General features: G+C 36.1%; 18 protein-coding genes. 7 read left to right on the top strand and 11 right to left on the bottom strand.

All coding sequences use genetic code 11. The features are described from left to right. Position 1 precedes the first annotated feature (1 nt). Entirely contained in the window at positions 2-775 is a 774-nt protein-coding gene (locus ACFQO1_RS10690) for an exonuclease domain-containing protein (RefSeq protein ID WP_380218053.1), read from the bottom strand. A 46-nt stretch (positions 776-821) separates the two neighbouring features. Between ACFQO1_RS10690 and ACFQO1_RS10685 the strand changes: the two genes are divergently transcribed. After that, positions 822-1,442, top strand: a complete 621-nt coding sequence (locus ACFQO1_RS10685; RefSeq protein WP_380218052.1) for a glutaredoxin domain-containing protein — start codon at positions 822-824, stop codon at positions 1,440-1,442. A gap of 1 nt (position 1,443) precedes the next feature. Here ACFQO1_RS10685 and ACFQO1_RS10680 read toward each other — a convergent pair whose 3' ends face one another. The 4 genes from ACFQO1_RS10680 to ACFQO1_RS10665 form a co-directional block, all read right to left on the bottom strand. Continuing rightward, positions 1,444-2,772, bottom strand: coding sequence for a dihydrolipoamide acetyltransferase family protein (locus ACFQO1_RS10680; protein WP_380218051.1), 1,329 nt, complete (start codon positions 2,770-2,772; stop codon positions 1,444-1,446). Positions 2,773-2,843: 71 nt separating this feature from the next. Next, complete coding sequence (locus ACFQO1_RS10675) at positions 2,844-3,965, bottom strand: glycosyltransferase family 2 protein (protein WP_380218050.1); 1,122 nt, start codon at positions 3,963-3,965, stop codon at positions 2,844-2,846. Positions 3,966-3,968: 3 nt separating this feature from the next. Further along, positions 3,969-4,589, bottom strand: coding sequence for a recombination mediator RecR (gene recR / locus ACFQO1_RS10670; protein ID WP_380218048.1), 621 nt, complete (start codon positions 4,587-4,589; stop codon positions 3,969-3,971). An 85-nt stretch (positions 4,590-4,674) separates the two neighbouring features. Further along, positions 4,675-7,170 carry a T9SS type A sorting domain-containing protein gene (locus ACFQO1_RS10665; RefSeq protein WP_380218047.1) on the bottom strand — a complete coding sequence of 832 codons (2,496 nt, stop codon included), beginning with the start codon at positions 7,168-7,170 and terminating at the stop codon, positions 4,675-4,677. Positions 7,171-7,292: 122 nt separating this feature from the next. Between ACFQO1_RS10665 and ACFQO1_RS10660 the strand changes: the two genes are divergently transcribed. After that, positions 7,293-8,738, top strand: coding sequence for a sodium:solute symporter (locus ACFQO1_RS10660; protein ID WP_380218046.1), 1,446 nt, complete (start codon positions 7,293-7,295; stop codon positions 8,736-8,738). On the opposite strand, the gene ACFQO1_RS10655 is transcribed toward ACFQO1_RS10660, so the two are convergent. Together ACFQO1_RS10655 and ACFQO1_RS10650 are read right to left on the bottom strand one after the other, a co-directional pair. Next, positions 8,709-9,071, bottom strand: a complete 363-nt coding sequence (locus ACFQO1_RS10655) for a CoA-binding protein (RefSeq protein WP_380218157.1) — start codon at positions 9,069-9,071, stop codon at positions 8,709-8,711. The genes ACFQO1_RS10660 and ACFQO1_RS10655 overlap by 30 nt on opposite strands. Before the next feature lie 406 nt (positions 9,072-9,477). Continuing rightward, positions 9,478-10,485, bottom strand: coding sequence for a 3-oxoacyl-ACP synthase III family protein (locus tag ACFQO1_RS10650; protein ID WP_380218045.1), 1,008 nt, complete (start codon positions 10,483-10,485; stop codon positions 9,478-9,480). A gap of 374 nt (positions 10,486-10,859) precedes the next feature. Here ACFQO1_RS10650 and htpG point away from each other — a divergent pair, with 374 nt between their 5' ends. Further along, positions 10,860-12,752: a molecular chaperone HtpG gene (htpG, locus tag ACFQO1_RS10645; RefSeq protein ID WP_380218044.1), complete on the top strand. Its 1,893-nt coding sequence runs from the start codon at positions 10,860-10,862 to the stop codon at positions 12,750-12,752. 149 nt (positions 12,753-12,901) lie between these two features. Next, entirely contained in the window at positions 12,902-14,326 is a 1,425-nt protein-coding gene (locus ACFQO1_RS10640; RefSeq protein WP_380218043.1) for an SDR family oxidoreductase, read from the top strand. Positions 14,327-14,349: 23 nt separating this feature from the next. On the opposite strand, the gene ctlX is transcribed toward ACFQO1_RS10640, so the two are convergent. The 3 genes from ctlX to ACFQO1_RS10625 all read right to left on the bottom strand — a co-directional run bounded on the left by ctlX (position 14,350) and on the right by ACFQO1_RS10625 (position 17,665). Then, on the bottom strand, positions 14,350-15,285 hold the full coding sequence (gene ctlX / locus ACFQO1_RS10635) for a citrulline utilization hydrolase CtlX (protein ID WP_380218042.1): 936 nt from the start codon (positions 15,283-15,285) through the stop codon (positions 14,350-14,352). 90 nt (positions 15,286-15,375) lie between these two features. Beyond that, positions 15,376-16,290, bottom strand: a complete 915-nt coding sequence (locus ACFQO1_RS10630; RefSeq protein ID WP_380218041.1) for a dimethylarginine dimethylaminohydrolase family protein — start codon at positions 16,288-16,290, stop codon at positions 15,376-15,378. An 88-nt stretch (positions 16,291-16,378) separates the two neighbouring features. Continuing rightward, positions 16,379-17,665 (bottom strand): citrate synthase, encoded by a 1,287-nt coding sequence (locus ACFQO1_RS10625; RefSeq protein ID WP_380218040.1) that lies wholly within the window; start codon positions 17,663-17,665, stop codon positions 16,379-16,381. Between the two features lie 222 nt (positions 17,666-17,887). On the opposite strand from ACFQO1_RS10625, the gene ACFQO1_RS10620 reads away from it, so the two are divergent. The 3 genes from ACFQO1_RS10620 to ACFQO1_RS10610 are packed head-to-tail and all read left to right on the top strand — an operon-like array spanning position 17,888 to position 21,037. Next, positions 17,888-19,702, top strand: a complete 1,815-nt coding sequence (locus ACFQO1_RS10620) for an SLC13 family permease (RefSeq protein WP_380218039.1) — start codon at positions 17,888-17,890, stop codon at positions 19,700-19,702. A gap of 9 nt (positions 19,703-19,711) precedes the next feature. Next, the gene (locus ACFQO1_RS10615; RefSeq protein WP_380218038.1) at positions 19,712-20,587 is read left to right on the top strand and encodes a mechanosensitive ion channel family protein; all 876 of its coding nucleotides are present in this window, start codon (positions 19,712-19,714) and stop codon (positions 20,585-20,587) included. Positions 20,588-20,596: 9 nt separating this feature from the next. Then, the gene (locus tag ACFQO1_RS10610) at positions 20,597-21,037 is read left to right on the top strand and encodes a PA2169 family four-helix-bundle protein (protein WP_380218037.1); all 441 of its coding nucleotides are present in this window, start codon (positions 20,597-20,599) and stop codon (positions 21,035-21,037) included. Between the two features lie 3 nt (positions 21,038-21,040). Here ACFQO1_RS10610 and eno read toward each other — a convergent pair whose 3' ends face one another. Then, positions 21,041-22,327, bottom strand: coding sequence for a phosphopyruvate hydratase (eno, locus tag ACFQO1_RS10605; protein WP_380218036.1), 1,287 nt, complete (start codon positions 22,325-22,327; stop codon positions 21,041-21,043). Positions 22,328-22,333 lie beyond the last annotated feature (6 nt).

Raw genomic sequence — 22,333 nt, 5'->3', positions numbered from 1 at the left:
GTTAGAGCTTGGTATTGAGTTTACTTAATTTGATTCTGGTTAGCACTTTTTTTGTATATAACGGAAAGTCTGCATTGAGCAACCATCCAAAATAACCAGGCTCTTTTTCAAGCACCTCTTCTACTAATTTACCGCGGTGCTTTCCGAAGCTAAAAATCTCTTGTCCTTTTTTGTTGTACCCTATGTACCCTGCAAAATCTACATAGTTCTTATGTGCACTGTACGTAGCTAAAAAGGGAACGTCATTTTCGAGATCGTCATATCGGTCTAACTGCGATTTTAAAACTTCATAGGTAGCATTGGTATCTGCCTCTGCACTATGCGCGTTTGTCAAATCCTTGTCACAATAAAACTTGTAAGCTGCTTCCAGTGTACGTTTTTCTTTTTTATGAAAAATAGTTTGCACATCTACAGACATTGCTTTTTTGAGATCAAAATCAACCTCGGCTCTCAATAATTCTTCTGCTAATAATGGAATATCAAACCTGTTTGAGTTGTATCCTCCCAGGTCACTATCTTTTAAAAGCGCATGTACTTTGGGAGCCAATTCTTTAAAGGTAGGTTCGTTAGCCACCATCTCGTCTGAAATCCCATGAATTGCAGTTGTAGATGGCGGAATGGGTACCGTAGGGTTCACTCTCCAGGTAAAACTTTCCTTATTTCCATTGGGATGTACTTTTAAAATTGAAATCTCTACAATTCGATCCTGAGCGACATTTGTTCCAGTTGTTTCAAGATCAAAAAAACAGAGTGGTTTGCTAAGTTGTAATTCCATTGGTATAATTTATGCTGCAAAGGTAACAATTACTAAATTTGTGAATATGACACTTCGACTATTTCTATTCGGTTTTTTCTTGTTGACCTACGGAAACTTCTTTGGTCAGGGACTAGAGGTCCTTATCACTGAAGAAAAGAACGGAAAACGGGTCGAGTTATTTGCCGAAAATAAAACAAACGACACCCTTAATGTATTCTTCCTGATTAAAGCAGAAGGCTATCGCAGAAGTGCGGCCAAACCTGTTTTAAAAGACCTTCCGCCAAACTCAAAAGTTCCAATGACAACCCTTATAGAATTAGATGGAGAAGAATCTCAATACACCTACGACCTCATTATAAATAAAGAACGTAAAGACATTTCTATACAATTCACTCCCGAAACAAGGGATATTCGAAGTATTGTTCAGGATCGATTGGTTCTTTTTGTAGCACCTGGTTGCGATAAATGCACAGCACTTTCCGAAGCATTAACCGAAAAACGTATTACTCACAAAGCGTTTGACATTCATAAAGACCCAACCATGTATAGGCAATTTATGTCTTTTATTGAAAGGATGCTCACTTCAGAAACAAAAATTAAATTCCCTGTCATCTGGAATAATAACTATGCTATCTTTGGGTATGATGATTTAGAAACTGTAGTAAAAGAATTAGAAAGTGACTAATCTACACCTCTCTTTTTACGTCCCAGCTTTCTAGATAATCTGCCACCGCTTTTACAAATTGTCCTCCTAAAGCACCATTAACAACTCTGTGGTCATAACTATGTGACAAGAACATTTTATAGCGAATACCTATAAAGTCTCCATCTGGCGTTTCAATTACTGCAGGCACCTTTCGAATGGCTCCTAAAGCGAGAATACCTACTTGCGGCTGATTGATTATAGGCGTTCCCATGATGCTGCCAAAAGTACCCACATTAGTGACTGTATAGGTTCCTCCCTGAATTTCGTCAGGTTTTAATGCTCCATCGCGAGCACGACCCGCAAGGTCATTAACAGCTTTGCTCATGCCAACAAGGTTAAGCTGATCTGCATTTTTAATTACTGGAACAATTAAATTTCCGTCTGGTAATGCCGCTGCCATCCCAAGATTTATATTTTTTCGTTTGATAATCTTATCGCCATCAACTGCGATATTCATCATTGGAAAATCTTTTAATGCTTTTGCCACTGCTTCCATAAAAATAGGAGTAAACGTAAGGTTTTCACCCTCGCGTTTTGCAAAACCATCTTTTACTTTTTTACGCCAATTCCAGATATTGGTCACATCGGCCTCTATGAATGACTGAACATGCGCAGAAGTCTGTACACTTGCTACCATGTGATGCGCTATAAGTTTCCCCATTCGCGTCATTTCAATAATTTCGTCACCGCCATTTACAGAAACCGGAGCCTTTTGTGCAGGCGCTGGAGCTTTTGAAGTTTCTGGATTTTTAGCTTCTATAACCGTTTGGGGTTGTGACTGGGTTGCTGAAGAACCTCTATTTTCAAGATAGCTCAACATATCATTTTTAGTAACCCTACCATCTTTTCCTGTACCTTCAATCGAATCCATTTCGTCTTGAGAAATCCCTTCTTCACTGGCAATATTTTTTACCAAAGGAGAATAGAAACGATCTCCGTTGCTTTCAATTGCTTTGGTTGTTTCTTTTGCTGAAGCTACTGTTTCTTCAACGGCAGCAACTGTTTTTGGAGCTGGCGCGCTCATTTCATTATCTGAAGCTTCCGAAGTTTGGGTTGCTGAAGCTTCACCTTCAGTTTCAATAATAGCAATTGTTTGACCCACCTGTACAACAGCATCTGCTTCAAAAAGTTTTTCAACCAGAACACCCTCTACTTCACTTGGAACTTCGCTGTCAACCTTGTCGGTTGCGATTTCCAGCACTGCTTCGTCTGCCTCGATGGTATCTCCTACTTCTTTTAGCCAATTCGTTACCGTAGCCTCGGCAACACTTTCGCCCATTTTAGGTAGTTTTAATTCAAATCTTGCCATAATAAATTTGTCAACAAATTAAATGAAGTGCAAAATTAGTTAAATTTTAATCTATTCTTGTTTCAAATTTCTTAAAAAACGGTCACACTACCTTTTTCATCACTTTGGTCACTTCCTAAAATAAAGTTCGATTTTGGCGGACAGATTCTAAATTGATTGTTTCGATTTTTAAGTTGTTTCATCACTTGAAAAATCTGTGCATACGGCATGTATTCTGCATCAAAAATAAATAAGGTATTTCGAATGATCGAGTCCTGAAAAATAGCTTTTGATGAAGCTTTTAACGGACGTTCCATACTTTCTGAAAGTTTTTTTAGTAGTGAAAAGTTTTCGGTAAGCACTACGGTGTTTTCCAATACTACTGAAGTTTCAGAAGGAACACTACGTTTTTTTCCTTTTACTTTTTTTGCTACGGAAACTCCTATATTCACTAATGAATTTAAAACACCACTAGAACTGAAATGTTTTCGGTAGAAAATAGACATTGCTCCATAAAACCGCTCCAAATACAAGGCATCTTTTTGTGTACTTTCACCTTTATAGTGAAGCACACTGGTAGTGCCTAGGTAATAATTTTGGTATCCTGCCTGTGTAATTTTGTAAGACAGATCAATATCTTCTCCATACATAAAATAGTCTTCATCAAAGCCAAGTACCTCATCATAAACCGACTTTTTCAGAAACATAAATGCTCCTACAAGAACATCTACCTTTCCTTTTGAAGTTTCTCCAATTTTTCGCGCATAATAATGCCTTCCAAAACCCAAAAGTTTTAAAAATGAGACCTGAGGTGTTGGTAAATTTCGTTTACTTTCTGGTAGAAAATTACCTGTCCCATCCAAAAGGTAAACACCAATGGCACCAAGGTCTTCTTTAACTTCAGCAAAATGCAAACAGTCTAAAAAAGTATTTTCGCCCACAGCCGTGTCCGGGTTAAGAATACAAATATACCTGCCTTTAGCAACGGCTACTGCCTGATTATTTGCCTTACTGAAGCCTACGTTTTCTTTGTTTTCAATAAGTGTAACCTGAGGAAATAGCTTTTTGACCATTGCACAGCTATCATCTTGCGAGTTGTTATCGATGACAATAATTTCTGCCTCTATATTTTTTGTAGCCCGCTCTACACTTTTAATACACTGCTCTAAAAAGTAGCGTACATTATAATTAAGAATGACTACAGAGAGATTCAAGACCTAGTTGCTTTTAAGTGAAGATTCGAAAGGAATTCTGTTAATGATACTTCTTCCCAAAGTAATTTCGTCTGCGTATTCTAATTCGTCTCCCACAGAAATTCCGCGGGCAATTGTTGTTGTGATTACATCAAGCCCTTCAATTTGTTTGAATATATAAAAGTTTGTAGTGTCGCCTTCCATTGTAGAGCTCAATGCAAAAATGAGTTCATCGATGGTTCCTTCTTTTACTTTATTTACCAATGAGTTAATGGTCAACTCTCCGGGACCCACCCCATCCATAGGAGAGATTTTTCCCCCTAATACGTGATACTGTCCTTTAAAGCGGCTAGTATTCTCTATGGCCATTACATCACGAATATCTTCGACAACACACACAATACTTGCATCCCGGTTAGGGTTGGCACAGATTTCACAAAGCTGCGTGTCTGAAATATTATGACAATTACGACAAAAATTGATTTGATCGCGCATGGTATGCAAGGCGTTTACAAGTAACTCGGTATGTTGTTGTGGTTGTTTCAATAAATGTAGCACCAAACGCAATGCTGTACGCTTACCTATTCCTGGGAGTTGCGACATTTCATTAACCGCATTTTCGAGAAGTTTTGAAGAAAAATCCATAGAGCCTTTAGAAGCTGCAAGATAAAAAAAATGCTTCAGAAAAACGGCAGGTCTTTCTGAAGCATCATTCTAAAAGTTTTGTACTCTAATTCTTGATAAGTTTCTTAGTAACGGTACCACTTTCAGTATTTAATCTAATAAAATACGTTCCACTTTTTAAAGCAGCAATGTTAATTTGATGATTATTTACAATCGTCTCTTTAGCTTCGAAAAGAACCAGTTTTCCAGAAATATCAAATATTCTAATTTCTCCATCTAAAGGATTTCTAAGTGATAGTGAAATCTCATCATTTGCAGGGTTGGGATATACTACAATCGCATCTTCTATAGAAGAATCATCAACGCTCAACAATGTATTTACAGTTGGACTTACCCATAATCCACGACCATAAGTTGCAGCATAAAGCAACCCATTGGCTACATTTATTTCAAGTTCATTAATGATAACATTTGGCAGTAAATTACTATAAGGCTGCCAATCTGAAAATCTGTTATCAATATAAAAAATACCATAATCCATACCTACATACAACCCATCTTGACCATTATCGTCCCAGACTACTGACAGAGCGCTAAAATTAGGGAGATTAAATCTCATACTGGTCCATGATTGCCCGCCATCTTCTGAAACAAAAACCCTATTTGAGTTTGTTGTAGCTACAGCAACCTTATTAGGATTTGATGGGTGTACCGCAATTGAATTAATAGATCCTCCTGGGCTTGTCATTTGCACCCAATCTGTCGCTCCTCCATCTTCAGTTCTGTAGAATGCTCCTCCATTAGCACCATATATAATCTGATTGTTAGTTGGTGCAATTTTAAAATCATCTAAAGGAGAAGAAAATGTCTGGGAGATAGCTGTCCAGTTTGATCCTGAATTTAAAGATTTATAAATTCTATTGTAAGCTATGTATATTGAGTTATCAACAGGGTCTTTTTCAAATGATGGGACAAAGTTACCCTCAGGACTACTTGTAGGTAAATTTACATTTGAAGCTGTATTTCCACCATTTGAACTGCGATACATTCTTCCAAATTGTGTTGTACCAAAAATAGTATTATTGCTAGTATTTCCAATGAAGCCATCTCCACCATCTGCTCCAAGCCAATCTTTCCAACCAGTACCTTCTGTATACACTGAAGAGCCGTTATCTTGAGAACCTCCTGTAATTTTTTGTTCTGAGCCTTGTGCGATTCCAATTTTATAGAATTGTCTAATACCAAGTCCGTCTGTTAAATCTTCAAAGTATGAAACGTTTATAGGTCCTGAAGAGTTTGGTGTTTTAAAAACTCCTCCATCACTTCCTACGTAAATTTCTCCGTTAAAATATTGCATAAAGTCTATATCTGCATGACAATACCCAACATTAAAATTTTGAACATCAGGCAGAAACCAAAATGAAGAAAGTTGAAAGGTTACTCCTCCATCTAAAGAACGCCATGTTTGTCCTCCTCCCAAATGCACTTCATCAATATTTGTTGGGTGAACCACAATATCCATATCTCTTGGTGCTTGACCTCCACCACCAGTTCCATCTGAACTAAGATTTAGAAAATTACGTCCAGAATGACTCAATTGCGAAAATGAATCTCCTCCATCTAACGACTTAAATAATCCACTAAATCCTCCATTAAATGCTTGCAGTACATATACTATTTCTGCATCATCTGGTGAAACTGCAATCATTTTAGGTCCTGAATTAAATCCAGTATTCATCGTGGTGAACGTAGCTCCTCCATCTGTTGATTTATGGTACGAGCTTCCAGAAGCATAGACAATATTAGTATCGTCTGCTTTAAATTCTACATCATAACTTCTTGTATCATTGGTCACTTCAGTCCAAGTATCTCCTCCATCTATAGTTCTAAACAGACCTACATTTTGACTTGAGGCAAACATAATATCTGAATTTGTTGGGTGAATTAAAATTTTATTAATCAACGAATTACTTACATCTGCTATTTCTGTCCAAGTACTTCCTGAGTCTACAGACTTATAGATCAAACCACTACTTGAACCAAAGAAATAAGTCGTAGGGTTGTTAGGATCAATTGCAACAGAGTATACTCTTAAGTTTACAAAATTATCTCCTAAAGGAGTCCAATTTTGACCTCCATCTGCAGTTCTCCAGACCCCTCCGGTCTCTCCTCCAATAATAATTATATCTGTATTTGTTAGATCTACAGCTACTCCGGTAATTCTTCCTACCCCTGGGTTCCACCCAGATGTTGCATTATAAGATACCGGACCTAGAGTTGTCCAGTTATCTTGTAATAATTGTCGTTGTTGATTATTATTAAGAGTTACATTATATGCTTTTAAAGTTTCTATTCTTTCTGAATCTGGAGTTAAATATCCTTCATCGTTCATTAAACGTTTCGCCATATATTCCCACCGTTTAAATTGTTTATAACCAGAACCCTTTCCTTTATCCCGGTTCTCAAAATAAGCTTCGCCAACAGTCACTATTTCCTCAACACTAAAAGTTCCTTGATCAATCATTAATTGATAATCCTGAACTTGAGATGTCGCCGAAAATAAAAAAATGAAAAGGGATAAAAAAGTTAAACTAAATTTCATAACAGTAAGATTTATAGATAAATAAGATTGTAATTTTTAAAGTTTCCAAAAGTATTAAAAAATACCTTTCATGCAAGTGCTATATTCGTATTTTTACATACCCAGCCTAAGACGAGTTAATTATGGAGCCCTTACATATTATTTTGCTAATTGCCAGTTATTTTGGCGTTCTTATTTTAATTTCAATATTAACAAATAGAGGAGGAAGTAATGCCGATTTTTTTAAAGCAGGAAAGCAGTCTCCATGGTATCTTGTAGCGTTTGGAATGATAGGCGCTTCTTTAAGTGGTGTTACCTTTATTTCGGTTCCTGGTTGGGTTGAAGCTTCAAAGTTTAGCTACTTTCAAGTAGTACTAGGATATACAGTTGGATATGCGGTGATAGGCATAGTCCTACTCCCTCTTTATTATAGATTAAATCTTACCTCAATTTATACCTATCTGGAGGGGCGTTTTGGAAAAGCTTCCTACAAAACGGGAGCCTCTTTCTTTTTACTTTCTAGAATCGTAGGTGCAAGCTTCAGGCTTTATCTGGTGGCAATTGTATTACAAAGTTTAGTGTTTGACAGTATGAATGTTCCCTTCTGGGCAACAGTTTCGATCACAATTTTACTTATTTGGCTATATACCTTTAAAAGTGGCATTAAAACTATAGTATGGACAGATACACTCCAAACATTATTTATGCTTATAGCCGTAGGGGTGGCCATATATTATGTATCAGATGCTATGGGAATCTCTTCAGGAACTATTTTCAATTTTATTGCTGAAAGTGATTTGTCTCAAATTTTCTTTTTTGACGACTGGAAAAGTGGCGACCATTTTGTCAAGCAATTTTTAAGCGGAGCTTTTATCGCCATCGTAATGACTGGCCTTGATCAAGATATGATGCAGAAAAACTTGACCTGTAGAAATCTCAAAGACGCTCAAAAAAACATGTTCTGGTTCACGATTGTGCTTACTGTAGTAAATTTTATTTTTCTTGCTCTTGGCTTACTACTAACTGTCTATGCAGAGCAGTATGGAATAGATGCTCATAAAGATCAGCTTTTTCCAACCATAGCAACCCAAAGCGGATTAGGAATAGGTATTGCGATTTTCTTTCTATTAGGATTAATTGCCGCAGCCTATTCTAGCGCAGATAGCGCGCTTACGTCACTAACGACCTCATTTAGTATTGATATTTTAGATATTGAAAAAAAACACGAACCTACTACACAAATTAAAATTCGAAAACGCATTCATATCTTAATGTCCTTGGTGCTTATAGTAGTCATTATATTTTTTAACTACGCTATTGGAGATGCTTCTGTAATTGCAAAATTATTCACTTTTGCTGGATATACTTATGGTCCATTATTGGGACTTTACGCATTTGGATTATTTACCAATTGGAAAATTCGCGATTCTCTCGTCCCAGTTATTGCAATACTTACACCGTTTTTAGGATACGCTTTAAGTTTCCTATGCAGTTATCTTTTCCAGTTTGAATTTGGATTCTTTATTCTGGTACTCAATGGCTTCATCACCTTTTTAGGATTAGTACTGATTCGTACCCAAAAGAACTAAGGTACATGCTACCTCAACTTCAATATTTTCATGTTGAAGCATTTTGTAAAATTCAGGATTTTCGGTTCCCGGGTTGAATATCACACGATTTGGTTTTAGCGAGATGATATAGGTATAATATTCTCCTTGCCGTTTAGGACTGAGATATAATGTAACCGTATCGATATCTTCAAAAGACTCCTTTTCAGTAGTAATATCAACACCTGAAACCACACCCTTTCGAAGTCCAATGGCTTTCACCGTATGTCCATATTTTACAAGTCGGTTAATTGCTATATTGGAATACCGAGTAGACTTTAAGCTTGCACCAATCACTACTGTTTTTTTGTTTATCATCTTTTTTTTAGAAAAATACAATCTGACCACAGATAACTTTCAGAAAAGTATGTTAAAAGATTTATTGTCTGTAACAAACCCCAAACTGCTCCGTCTCTATAATAGAAATATTTCTTGCTTTACTGCGAATTTTTTTACGTTGATGGTTAGTGTTAATATTAGTAGTAGAGTAGTAAACCCAAGGTTCTAGACTTTGGGTTTACTTTTTTTAAAGTGTGTTAGAGTCTTGTTAAAAAAGTTAAATACTGAAACATATAGAGATCTATTACGTCTATTAAATAAACAAATCCCTGTTTTATAAATTATTTGAATTAGCCTTTAAAAATTTAATGTTACAGGTCACTATAAAAAAAGCCTCCCGTTTATTTCGGGAGGCTTTTTCTATTATTTCTTTTAAAAAATCTTACCATTTAATAATGACGCTTCCCCATGTAAAACCACTACCAAAAGCTGCTAAAACCACTACGTCATCTTTATTTATCTTCCCTTTTTCGACGGCTTCGGAAAGTGCAATTGGGATTGATGCTGCTGTCGTATTTCCATACTTCTGAATATTATTAAAAACCTGATCATCTCTCAATCTGAATTTCTTCTGAACGAACTGCGATATTCTCAAATTTGCTTGATGCGGAATCAACATATCAATATCTGAAGCTTCCAATCCGTTTGCAGCCAAACCTTCTTTAATTACTTCAGCAAAACGAACGACTGCATGTTTAAAAACAAATTGTCCATTCATGTACGGATAATATGGAATATTTTCTTGAGGATTATCTGCTATTATTTCTGGCACCCAGTAGTCTGTACTCGGCCCTTGCAATGACAATTCATCCTTGTGCTTACCTTCACTGTGTAAATGTGTTGATAGGATCCCTGAATTTTCTTCACCGTTTCTTGACAGAACTACTGCTCCTGCCCCGTCTCCAAAAATGACAGACACATTTCTGCTTCTGGTTGTAAAGTCCAATCCGCCACTATGATTTTCGGATCCAATGACTAAAATATGTTGATACATTCCAGTTCTTATAAATTGGTCTGCTACCGAAAGGGCATAGACAAATCCACTGCACTGATTTCTTACATCCAATGCTGGAACGGTTCGCATCCCCATCATTTCTTGTACTTGAACACCACCACCCGGAAAATACATATCTGGACTCAAGGTCGCAAAGATGATCATATCAATATCCTTGGGAACTAAACTAGCATTTTTTAAAGCCATTTTGGATGCTTTTACTCCCATAATGGAAGTTGAGTTGCCATCGCCTTTTTTAATATGTCTTCTTTCTTGGATACCTGTACGTTCCTGAATCCAAGCATCGTTTGTATCCATTAACTTTGAAAGGTCATCATTGGTAACTATATTTTCAGGAACATAATGTCCAGTTCCCGTAATTTTTGAAGTATACATTCGTGTGATTTAAGATGCGAAAGATACGTATAAGAGAGAACCAGTTAAAATATTTTCAACTCAGTTACTATGCATGCATACTAATTTATAAAACAAGAGAGGAAGCACCTCTGCCTCCTCTCTAAAAACAACCTAACCAATAAAATAATAGATAAAATTCTAGTGTTTCATAGCAATCTATTATCCCACTTAAGTAAGATAAATATACTTGTTCTGTTTAATATATTCTCTTAAAATTTAAACAATGTTGTGTTAAAAATAATCATAGATGACATCATGTCACAAAACTTACCTTGGTACTTTCTTTGACAAATAGATCTTAAAAGAAAATAAGTTTAACTAAATAAGATTCCCGATAACACGGGAAATATATTATGAGTACAGGAACCATTAACGTAGCGGTCGAAAATATCTTCCCGCTTATTAAAAAGTTTTTATACAGTGATCACGAGATTTTTTTACGTGAATTAATTAGTAACGCAACAGATGCAACATTAAAGTTAAAGCATCTCACCAATATTGGAGAAGCTAATGTAGAATATGGCAATCCCATTATTGAAGTAAAAATAGATAAAGACAAAAAACAACTTCATATTATCGATCAGGGCATTGGTATGACTAAAGAAGAAGTTGAAAAATATATCAATGAAATCGCCTTTTCTGGAGCTGAAGAGTTTATCGAAAAGTATAAAGATAAACAAGGTGAAGATGCAGGGATTATAGGACACTTTGGACTAGGATTCTACTCTGCTTTTATGGTCGCAAATAAAGTTGAAATCATCACTAAAAGCTATAAAGACGAACCTGCAGCACATTGGACATGCGACGGTTCTCCTAACTATACCTTAGAAGAATCCTCAAAAACTGAACGAGGTACAGAAATTATCTTACATATTTCTGACGATGAAACCGAATTTTTAGAAAAAGGAAAAATCACAGAACTTCTTACCAAATACAATAAGTTTATGCCTATTCCAATTAAATTTGGAATGAAAACTGAAACCCTTCCGAAGCCAGAAGATGCCAAGGAAGATGACAAGGCACCTACGCAAGAAGTTGACAATATCATTAATAATCCTAATCCGGCCTGGACAAAACAACCTACCGAATTAGAAGAGAAAGATTATGCGTCTTTTTACCGCGAATTATATCCAATGCAATTCGAAGAGCCACTTTTCAACATTCACCTAAATGTGGACTATCCTTTTAATCTTACCGGAATTTTATACTTTCCTAAGATGACTAATGACATGAATATCCAAAAGGATAAAATTCAATTATATCAAAATCAGGTATTTGTAACAGACAATGTTGAAGGCATCGTACCCGAATTTTTAACCATGCTTAGAGGAGTTATTGATAGTCCAGACATTCCTTTAAATGTAAGCCGAAGCTACTTGCAGGCAGATGGTGCTGTAAAGAAAATCTCAAGTTATATTACTCGTAAGGTTGCAGATAAGCTGAAAAGTCTCTTTAACGAGAACCGTGAAGATTTTGAAAAAAAATGGGATGACATCAAGATCGTTATTGAATACGGGATGCTTACCGAAGAAAAATTCTATGAGAAAGCACAGAGTTTTGCGTTGTTCCCAACAGTTGATGGCTCCTATTTTACATTTGAAGAACTAAAAGATAAGATTAAAGATAGCCAGACTGACAAGGATGATAAATTGGTAATCTTGTATGCTTCAGATAAAGATGAGCAGCACAGTTATATCCAGTCTGCAAAAGATAAAGGATATGAGGTCTTGCTATTAGACTCTCCAATTATATCGCATCTAATTCAGAAATTAGAGAGTACAAACGAAAATGTAACCTTTACCAGAGTTGATGGAGATCATATTGACAATTTGATCAAGAAGGATGAGGAAGCTATTTCAAAACTTTCCGAAGAAGAAAAAGAAACCCTAAAAACATTTTTGACCGATACAATTCCTACTGAAAAATTCTCGGTACAATTAGAGGCAATGGACAGTTCTGCGAATCCGTTTATTATTACCGAACCAGAATTTATGCGACGTATGAAAGACATGCAAAAGTCTGGCGGCGGTGGCGGTATGTTTGGGATGGGCAACATGCCAGATATGTATAATTTGATTGTAAATACGAACCATGAGTTGGTTTCAGAAATTTTACATACCAAAACTAATAAGAAGAAAGAACGATTGGTAAATCAGGCATTAGACCTTGCGAAATTGAGTAAAAATCTTTTGAAAGGTGAAGAAATGACAGCGTTTATAAAACGTAGCTACGAGATGATAAAATAGAATATTGCTATTTTAAAATCCTGATACAATAGAAAATGAAATCCGTTTGCAGCCATGTAAGCGGATTTTTTAGTTCTAGGGGTTTCAATTAACTACGAATTAACCATTGTTTAATTCTAAGTGGTTATCTTTAAACAAAATTAAATACATTGAAAATTTTACTTACAGGTGCTAACGGATATATTGGAATGCGACTGCTTCCATTATTACTCGAACAAGGACATCAAGTAGTATGTTCAGTTCGTAACGTTAATCGATTGTCGGTTAGTCCAGATATTTTGAAAAAAATAGATGTGGTAGAGATTGATTTCCTTAAAGATGTCGAAATAGATAAACTACCCAAAGATATCGATGCAGCGTATTATTTGATTCACTCTATGTCTGCTTCTACTTCAGATTTTGATGAAAAAGAAGAACTTTCAGTAAAAAATTTTAACGCCTATTTAGCACCTACCAATTGCAAGCAAGTTATTTATTTGGGGGGTATTGTGAATGACAAAAATCTTTCAAAACATTTGTGGTCTCGTAAAAATGTAGAAGATATTCTCTACGAGGGGACCTCAAAACTAACTGTTTTAAGAGCCGCAATCATTGTAGGGAGTGGCAGTGCCTCTTTTGAGATAATAAGAGATCTTTGTGAAAAATTGCCTGTCATGATTACACCTAAATGGGTAAAAACACGTTGTCAACCCATTGCAATTCGAGATGTTCTAACCTATTTAACTGGTGTTTTAGGGAATGAAAAATGCTACAATGAATCCTTTGATATAGGCGGCCCCGACATCCTCACCTATAAAGAAATGATGCAGCAGTATTCAAAATTTAGAGAATTGCATCTAACCATTCTTGATGTCCCATTTATGTCGCCAAAACTTTCTTCATATTGGTTGTATTTTGTCACATCAACCTCATATAAATTAGCCTTAAACCTTGTGGACAGTATGCGGATTGAAGTTATTACAAAAGATAAACGACTTCAAGAGATTTTGGGAGTAACGCCTATTCCTTACCTGAAAGCCATAGAATTAGCTTTTAAAAAAATCAAGCAAAATCAGGTGGTCTCCAGCTGGAAAGATAGTATGATAAGTGGACGATTTAGAAAAGAGCTAAAAAAATATGTCGAAGTTCCAGACCAAGGATGCCTAAAGGATTCTCAAAAAATACAAGTAGAAAATCCAGATAAAGTATTGGAAAACATCTGGTCCATAGGCGGAAAACGAGGTTGGTATTACGGAACTTTTTTATGGAAATTAAGAGGCTATCTTGACAAACTCTTTGGAGGTGTTGGGCTTCGAAGAGGGCGAACCCATCCTACTAAAATTTATGAAGGAGATTCTTTAGATTTTTGGAGGGTCATATTGGCCGATAAGAAAGAACGAAGGCTCCTCTTATTTGCTGAAATGCGCGTGCCTGGAGAAGCGTGGTTAGAATTTTGTATTGACGAGCATAATGTACTACATCAAACGGCAACATTTAGACCTCGTGGATTATGGGGAAGATTGTATTGGTATACCATGTTACCTTTTCACTATTTTATTTTCGCAGGCATGATTAAAAAAATTGCTACGACGTGAGATGTGAATTTATAACTAAAATATTACAAATCTTTCTTCGGAAGAAAAACTTCTGCCATCATACAACGTGCACTTCCACCGCCACAGGTTTCTATGGTGGTCAAATCACTGCTTAAAATTTTACAATGCTTCTGAATAGCTTTTACTTGATCAGGTCGTAACGAACTTCTTGCGGCTTCACTCATGACCATATATTTATGGTTTTTTCCTTTAACCTGAAGCATGTTTCCCGCAAATTGATGCATCTGCTCTTCGGTAATAGTGATGATTTCTTTTTTCGATTCTTTTAGATGTTTAACCACGGTTTTCTTTTCATGTTTATCATCGATGGTATCAAGACAGATCACCGCAAAATTTTCGGCCAATGCCATCATGACATTGGTATGATAAATAGGAAGTCGCTGTCCATTTACGGTCTGATTAGCAGTAAAAATGACTGGATCACATTCAAAATCTTCACAAAATTCAATCACTAGTTCTTCATCTGCACGTGGTGAAATAGCACAATACACTTTGTTGTGAACTCGGTCTAATAAGAGGCTTCCTGTGCCTTCCATAAAAAAGCCTTCAGCTTCGGCTGCTGTATAATCCATGAAATTACCAATAACAAACCCTTCATTCTCCAGTCGTGTAATCACTTCTTCTCTTCTTTCTTTACGTCTGTTTTCGGCAAACATAGGGTACATTGCAATCGTTCCATCTTTGTGAAAACTCACCCAATTATTAGGAAAAATGGAATCGGGTGTGTCCATTTCAAGATCATCATGTTCAACAATTACATGTACGCCAACACCTTGAAGTTTTTCTACGAAAGCATCAAATTCTGCTTGCGCTTTTTTATTAATTTCAGCATTTTTTATATCTAAATCTTCCTGAAAGAAATTATTAACAGCTGTCTCTTCGTTCATACGAAAAGCAACTGGACGGATCATTAAAATGGTATCTGTGATTTGAGACATAAGCTTCTAGAATTCTGAGCTGCAAAAATACTACTTTTAGTTTTTGAAATAGGAAAATAAATAGAAGGCTGTGAAAATAAATTAAGGCTACTAATCTCTTCGTAACGGCATGGTAGAACAACGAAGTAATCCTTCCTGTTTAGAGATTTCGAAGTAGGGCACTTCTTCTACTGTGAAGCCCTGTGAGCGAAGCCATTTGTTTAATCTTGTGAAGTTTCTTTCAGAAATTATGACCTCTTCAGAAATAGAAAAAATATTACTATTCATGTGGTACATTTCAGTTTTATCAATATGAAAGCAGTTATCTTTTCCGAAGAAATCAACCAACCATTCATACTCCTCTTCTTCCAGAAAACCCCGTTTGTGAATGATGCACTTCCCTTTCCCTATAGGCTGGAAGCAGCAATCCAAGTGTAAAGCATTATCTTCAGGAATGGTACTTGATTTTCGAAGATTGAAGGATTTTATTATTTTCTGCGGAAAGAGCTCCTGCAAATAAGAAACTGCTGCCATATTGGTTCGTGCTGTAATATACTTTTCGTAGTCATCTTCTCTATACGTTCCTACAAAAATATAGTCACCATGCGGCATGACGTCGCCCCCTTCTATATGTACTTCTTCAGGGAATTGAATTCTTTTTTCTTTGGGAATTTGGGACCAAATCTTTTCTATGGCCGTAAACTCATCTTCCCTGTCTGGTAGTATATTCGCCTTAAAAAATTTGTCTTCAATTACAAATCCTATATCTCTAGTAAAGATTTGATTGTAGTCTTGGATAATTTCTGGACGGTACACTTCTACCTCATATTTTTTAAAAACAGCGGCCACTGCCTCCATTTCATCAATCATATCTTTTTCTACAGGATAGGTGCCTTTTTTAATATGTTGTGCAGATTTTGGATCGTAGGCATCTTCCAATTTTGGAGTAGGCCCATTACTTTTTGCGCTTCCTAAAATGACGGAACGAAGCCTTGAAAATTCGTTAGTAATATGCAATTCTATCATTTCGTAAATATACTATTTTGAGATAAAAGCACATAAAAAAAGCACTCGTAGGTACGAATGCTTTTATAAATTTTAGAAATACTAAATTTTATCTTTTTTCTATTGATTTAAAATCTCTATGAGTTTCACCAATATATACTTGTCTAGGACGACCAATTGGCTCTTTGCGTAAACGCATTTCTCTCCATTGAGCAATCCAACCTGGTAAACGGCCTAAAGCAAACATAGGAGTAAACATCTCTACAGGAATTCCTAGAGCTCTATAAATAATACCTGAGTAAAAATCTACATTAGGATATAGTTTTCTATCTACAAAGTAGGAATCTTCTAACGCTTCTTTCTCAAGTCCTTTAGCTATATCTAAGACAGGATCTTCTATACCAAGGCTCGATAAAACTTCATCTGCTGCTTTTTTTATAATTTTTGCACGAGGGTCAAAGTTTTTATATACTCTATGACCAAAGCCCATTAAACGAAAAGGATCTTCTTTATCCTTTGCTTTTTCCATAAATTTATGGGTATCTCCTCCATCTTCTTTGATAGCCTCCAGCATTTCAACTACCGCCTGGTTGGCACCTCCATGAAGTGGCCCCCATAGGGCATTGATTCCTGCTGAAAGGGATACAAATAAACCAGCATGTGAAGAACCTACAATTCGTACTGTTGAAGTAGAACAGTTTTGCTCATGATCTGCATGAAGGATCAATAACTTGTCAAGCGCATTTGTTACTTTTTCATCTACACTATAGTTTCCATTAGGGCGATTGAACATCATTTTATGAAAATTCTCTACATACCCTAGCGAATTATCACCATAATCTAAAGGTAGGCCTGCTCTTTTTCTATAAGCCCACGCTGTTAGCACAGGAAATTTTGCAAGCACTTTTACAATCGCATTATACATTTCCTCTTCACTATCTACATTAACTGAAGACGGATTAAAAGCAACCAAAGCCGAGGTCAATGAAGATAACACTCCCATAGGATGTGCTGATTTAGGAAAACCATCTAGTATTTTCTTTACGTCTTCATCTACATGAGATTGAGCCTTAATATCATTATGAAACTTTTCTAATTGCCCTTTTGTAGGCAACTCACCAAAAATTAATAGATATGCTACTTCTAGAAAATCTGCTTTATCTGCCAATTCTTCAATAGAATAGCCACGATATCTAAGAATTCCTTTTTCGCCATCCAGAAATGTTATTGCACTTTCACAAGAACCCGTATTTTTATATCCTGGATCCAACGTAGTGATACCACCAGTGGCAGCTCTTAACGTTTTTATATCGATTGCAATTTCATTTTCGGTACCTACCACTAATGGAAATTCATATTTCTTCCCATCAATCTCGAGTGTAGCTATTTTTGACATATTTTAATTTTGGTGATTTAAATTTTTCAGAACTGCTAAATTACAAAATATCAGACGATTTTTTTAACAAATGACTCCCTTAGTTAGGTTAAATAATCCTTAAAAAATGTAGCGCTCCTATTAGTACTTTTAATACATTCCGATTTTACCTCTTTAATATTATGATTTCTTTAATTGACCTGCTTTCTTATTTGTAATATTTTTAAGTCTTAAAACTGCTGAATGGAATTTCAAATACTAACCGTTTTTATCATTTTAGCTGTTACTATTTTACTTTTTGTAACAGAATTATTTCCTATAGATAAAATTTCATTTTTTATTATTGTAGCGCTTATTCTGTGCGGTTTAACCACCCCTCAAGAAGCTATTAGCGGTTTTGCAAACCCAGCCACCATAACGGTGCTATCTCTTATGATTTTAGCGATTGGTTTGGAAGAAAATGGAGTGATTCAGTGGCTTACCGATGTCATAAAAAAATTAAAGATTTTACCATTGCTGCTAATCACGCCAGCTTTTATGGTCATTTCAGCTGGTATTTCAGCTTTTATAAGTACTACTGCGGTAGTCATTATCTTTATTAAGATCGTATCACAGTTGGCTGAAAAATATAATTTTTCCGCAGCAAAACTTTTAATGCCAATCTCTTTTGCAGGTATTCTCGGCGGAAGCTGCACACTTATGGGGACTTCAACGAACTTATTGGTAAATCAGATCGCATTGGATTTGGGTGCTGATAAATTTAGTTTTTTTGAATTTTCAGCTATTGGAATAATCTTACTAGCTATTGGAGTTGTTTATATGATGATCGCCTCAAGGTGGTTGCCTAAAGATAAGGCAGCCGATTTCGAACATGAATATGCAGTTGAAGAATATGTCTTTACGGTTTCGGTTGACAAAGATTCTGAATTGATTGGAGAACGTCTAGAAGATATAGAATTTCTAAACTCAAATGGCACCTCCATTATCAAACTTATTCGGGGTCAACATACCATCAACGCCCCGGGAAGGTATATAAATTTGAAAGAAGGTGACAATTTGGTTTTAATGAGTGATATTGACAACCTAGGTGATATAAAAAAAATTGAAGGTTTTAAGTTTCACGATAACAAAACAATAGAAATTGAAGAGGAGAGTGACAATAAGAAATCTGAAAAAGAGTTCACCTTACGCTATGTAGAATTATTGGTGTTACCTGGTTCTAAACTATTGGGAAAAACCATGAAAAACCTTCGGAACATGTCTCTTGAAGGGGCATTTCCCATAGCTATCAAAAAACGTAAAAATCTTCGGAATACTAAAGAACGTTTAATTCGAAAAAACATTCAGGAAATAAATATAAAACCTGGAGATCGTATTCTACTGGAACTACAAGAAAAAAACATTTCGCAGCTGTACAACATTGAGAACACAGCCATTCTTAATCAGCACGACTCTACACCAACAATCCCTACTTCCAAAAAGCTAATTACAAGTCTTATATTATTAGGAGTCATTGCAATTGCAGCATCTGGATTAACCACTATTTTAACGGCTTCACTTATTGGAGTTGCAAGTTTATTACTAACCAAATCTATTTCACTAGAAGATATTTATCACAAAATAAACTGGCAGATTATCTTTTTGCTGGCTGGAATGATTCCGTTGGGAATTGCGATGAATAATAGCGGGACAGATCTCTGGATCTCAGAAAAATTATTAGCATTACTGTCTGACCAATCTCCAACGATTATTTTGGCTATTATTTTTGGGTTTACAATGCTAATGAGCGGAACTATCTCAAATAATGCGACGGCTATCATCATGACCCCTATCGCAATTTCTGTGGCGATGGGACTTGATCTACCCCTAAAACCATTTATTCTAGCCGTAATGTTTGCAGCTAATTTTAGCTTTTTTACACCGGTGGGATACCAAACCAATGCGTTGATTTATGGTACAGGCATTTATTCATTTAAACACTTTTTAATTATAGGAGGAATTTTATCCATATTGCTTTGGATCGCTGCAACACTTTTATTATCAACATTACTTACTTAACTTTATACTATGTTTTTATTTCAAGAGGCTGACATAGCAGAACGATTATTGACCAAATTAGACGGGTGGTGGGATGCATTTATATTACGTTTGCCCAATATTGGAATTGCTCTTGTTGTACTCTTCATTTTTTATCTCATTGCAAGAGGCGTACATTCTTTACTAAAAAAGATTTTGCGTCGCTATATGAAAAATCAATCCATACGTCGCATTGTCGCTAAGATTGTATACGCACTTATTATCATTATTGGGTTCTTTTTGGCATTAGGAATTATGGATCTTAATAAGGCTTTAACCTCTGTTCTTGCAGGCGCAGGAGTTGTTGCCCTTGCTATAGGACTTGCATTACAAGGAACACTGTCAAATACTTTTTCGGGGATCATGCTCTCCTTTTTACCCAGAATTAGAATAGGTGATTATATTGAAACCGAAGAACACGCAGGTTTTGTACATGAAATAAGCTTACGAAATCTTGTTTTGAGACGTCCCGACAACCATTTTGTGATTATGCCAAATTCAAAATTTATTGAAGAACCTTTCGTAAATTTTTCTTTGGTTACCAGAGCTCGTATTTCTGTTTCAAGTCGTGTCCCCTTTGGGAGTGATCTAGAAAATATTAAAAAAATGGTTACTGATCTTATAACTGAAAAATTCCCACCCAATCCAAGTGAAAAAATTGAATTTTATTATACCGAGTTTGGTGATAGTGGCATTCATTTTATGACACGATTCTGGGTCGATTATGTAAAGAAAAGTCAAATGTATACCGCACAGGATCTCGCTATTATCTATATCAATAACTTATTTGCCGAACATGATATTCAAATACCATATCCAGTACGCGAACTAACAACAAAGGCCCCCTTAAACGCTAACAAAGAATAAAATTGTATCATGGAAAATTACAGAAAAGTAAATAAACTTATTGCTAAACATACCGATGTCCATAAGGAATATATTGATAGTTTATCTTATGTAAAAGACACCTCTTTATATGCTCTTCTTAGAAAATTAGCTGATAAACGGAGAGTCTTCTCTTTAGAGCTTACAGCCATATCAAGTATGATATATCCAGATCAACCCATAGATGTTGAAGGAACTTTTGCAGGGGCTATGTCTAGAGGTTGGCTTGATCTTAAGGCTTCTATTAACTTAGAAGACGACAAATCAATTCTGAAACATTCACTAGAGGCTGAAGAATATGCTCAAACAGCCTATACGGCTCTATTGGAGCAAGAAAATCATACTCAAAAATCTATTGATGTATTTAATAAACACTTAAATACGATTGCGACTTCAATAAAAGAGCTTCACACCCTAGAAGAATTATTGTAAATTCTATATTTTAAAGGTCTTTCTACCAGGGTAATATCCAACATTATCTAATTGCTCTTCAATACGAAGCAGTTGATTATATTTTGCCATACGGTCACTTCGGGAGGCAGAACCCGTTTTAATTTGTCCACAATTTAATGCTACCGCGAGATCTGCAATTGTGTTATCTTCAGTTTCACCGCTTCTGTGTGACATAACCGAAGTATACCCGGCATTGTGAGCCATATTTACAGCAGCTATGGTTTCTGAAAGTGTTCCAATTTGGTTTACTTTAATGAGTATAGAATTCGCAATATTTTCAGAAATACCTCTCGATAGTCTTTCTACATTTGTAACAAAAAGGTCGTCACCTACCAACTGTACTTTTTTGCCTATTTTTTCAGTAAGGTACTTCCAGCCTTCCCAATCATTTTCATCCATACCGTCTTCAATTGAGATAATGGGATATTTTTCTGAAAGTTCTGCGAGATAATCCGCCTGCTCCTTACTACTTCTTACTTTTCCGCTATCGCCCTCAAATTTTGAATAGTCATACTTTCCATCACTATAGAATTCTGCTGCTGCACAATCTAATGCAATCATCACGTCATCTCCAAGGGTGTAGCCAGCATTCTTGGTGGCTTTTGCAATCGTATCTAGTGCATCCTCGGTGCCATTAAGTGTGGGTGCAAATCCGCCTTCATCCCCCACAGCGGTACTTAAATTTCTATCGTGTAATACTTTTTTCAAGTTATGAAAGATCTCAGATCCCATTTGCATAGCATGGGTAAAACTTTGAGCCTTTACTGGCATGACCATAAACTCCTGAAACGCAATAGGCGCGTCACTGTGAGAACCACCATTAATAATATTCATCATGGGTACCGGAAGCGTTTTAGCACTTACACCACCAACGTATCTATACAAAGGTAATCCCAACTCATTCGCAGCAGCCTTTGCACATGCTAAAGAAACTCCAAGTATAGCATTGGCTCCTAATTTTGATTTATTTTTTGTTCCGTCCAGATCAATCATGATTTGGTCTATCTGTGCTTGTTCAAAAACCGAAACACCTAAGAGAGTCCCTGCAATTTTTCCATTGACATTCTCGACAGCTTTAAGTACTCCCTTACCCATATAGGCATCGCCTCCATCACGCAGTTCTACAGCTTCATGTTCGCCAGTAGACGCTCCAGAAGGTACTGCTGCACGACCCAAATAACCATGTTCTGTAATGACATCAACTTCAACGGTTGGATTTCCTCTTGAGTCAAAAATTTGTCTTGCTCGAATGTCAATAATGATACTCATAGTTAT

The organism is Jejudonia soesokkakensis, from assembly GCF_042664795.1.
Taxonomy (GTDB): domain Bacteria; phylum Bacteroidota; class Bacteroidia; order Flavobacteriales; family Flavobacteriaceae; genus Jejudonia; species Jejudonia soesokkakensis.
This window is presented reverse-complemented; position numbering and strand designations above follow the sequence as displayed.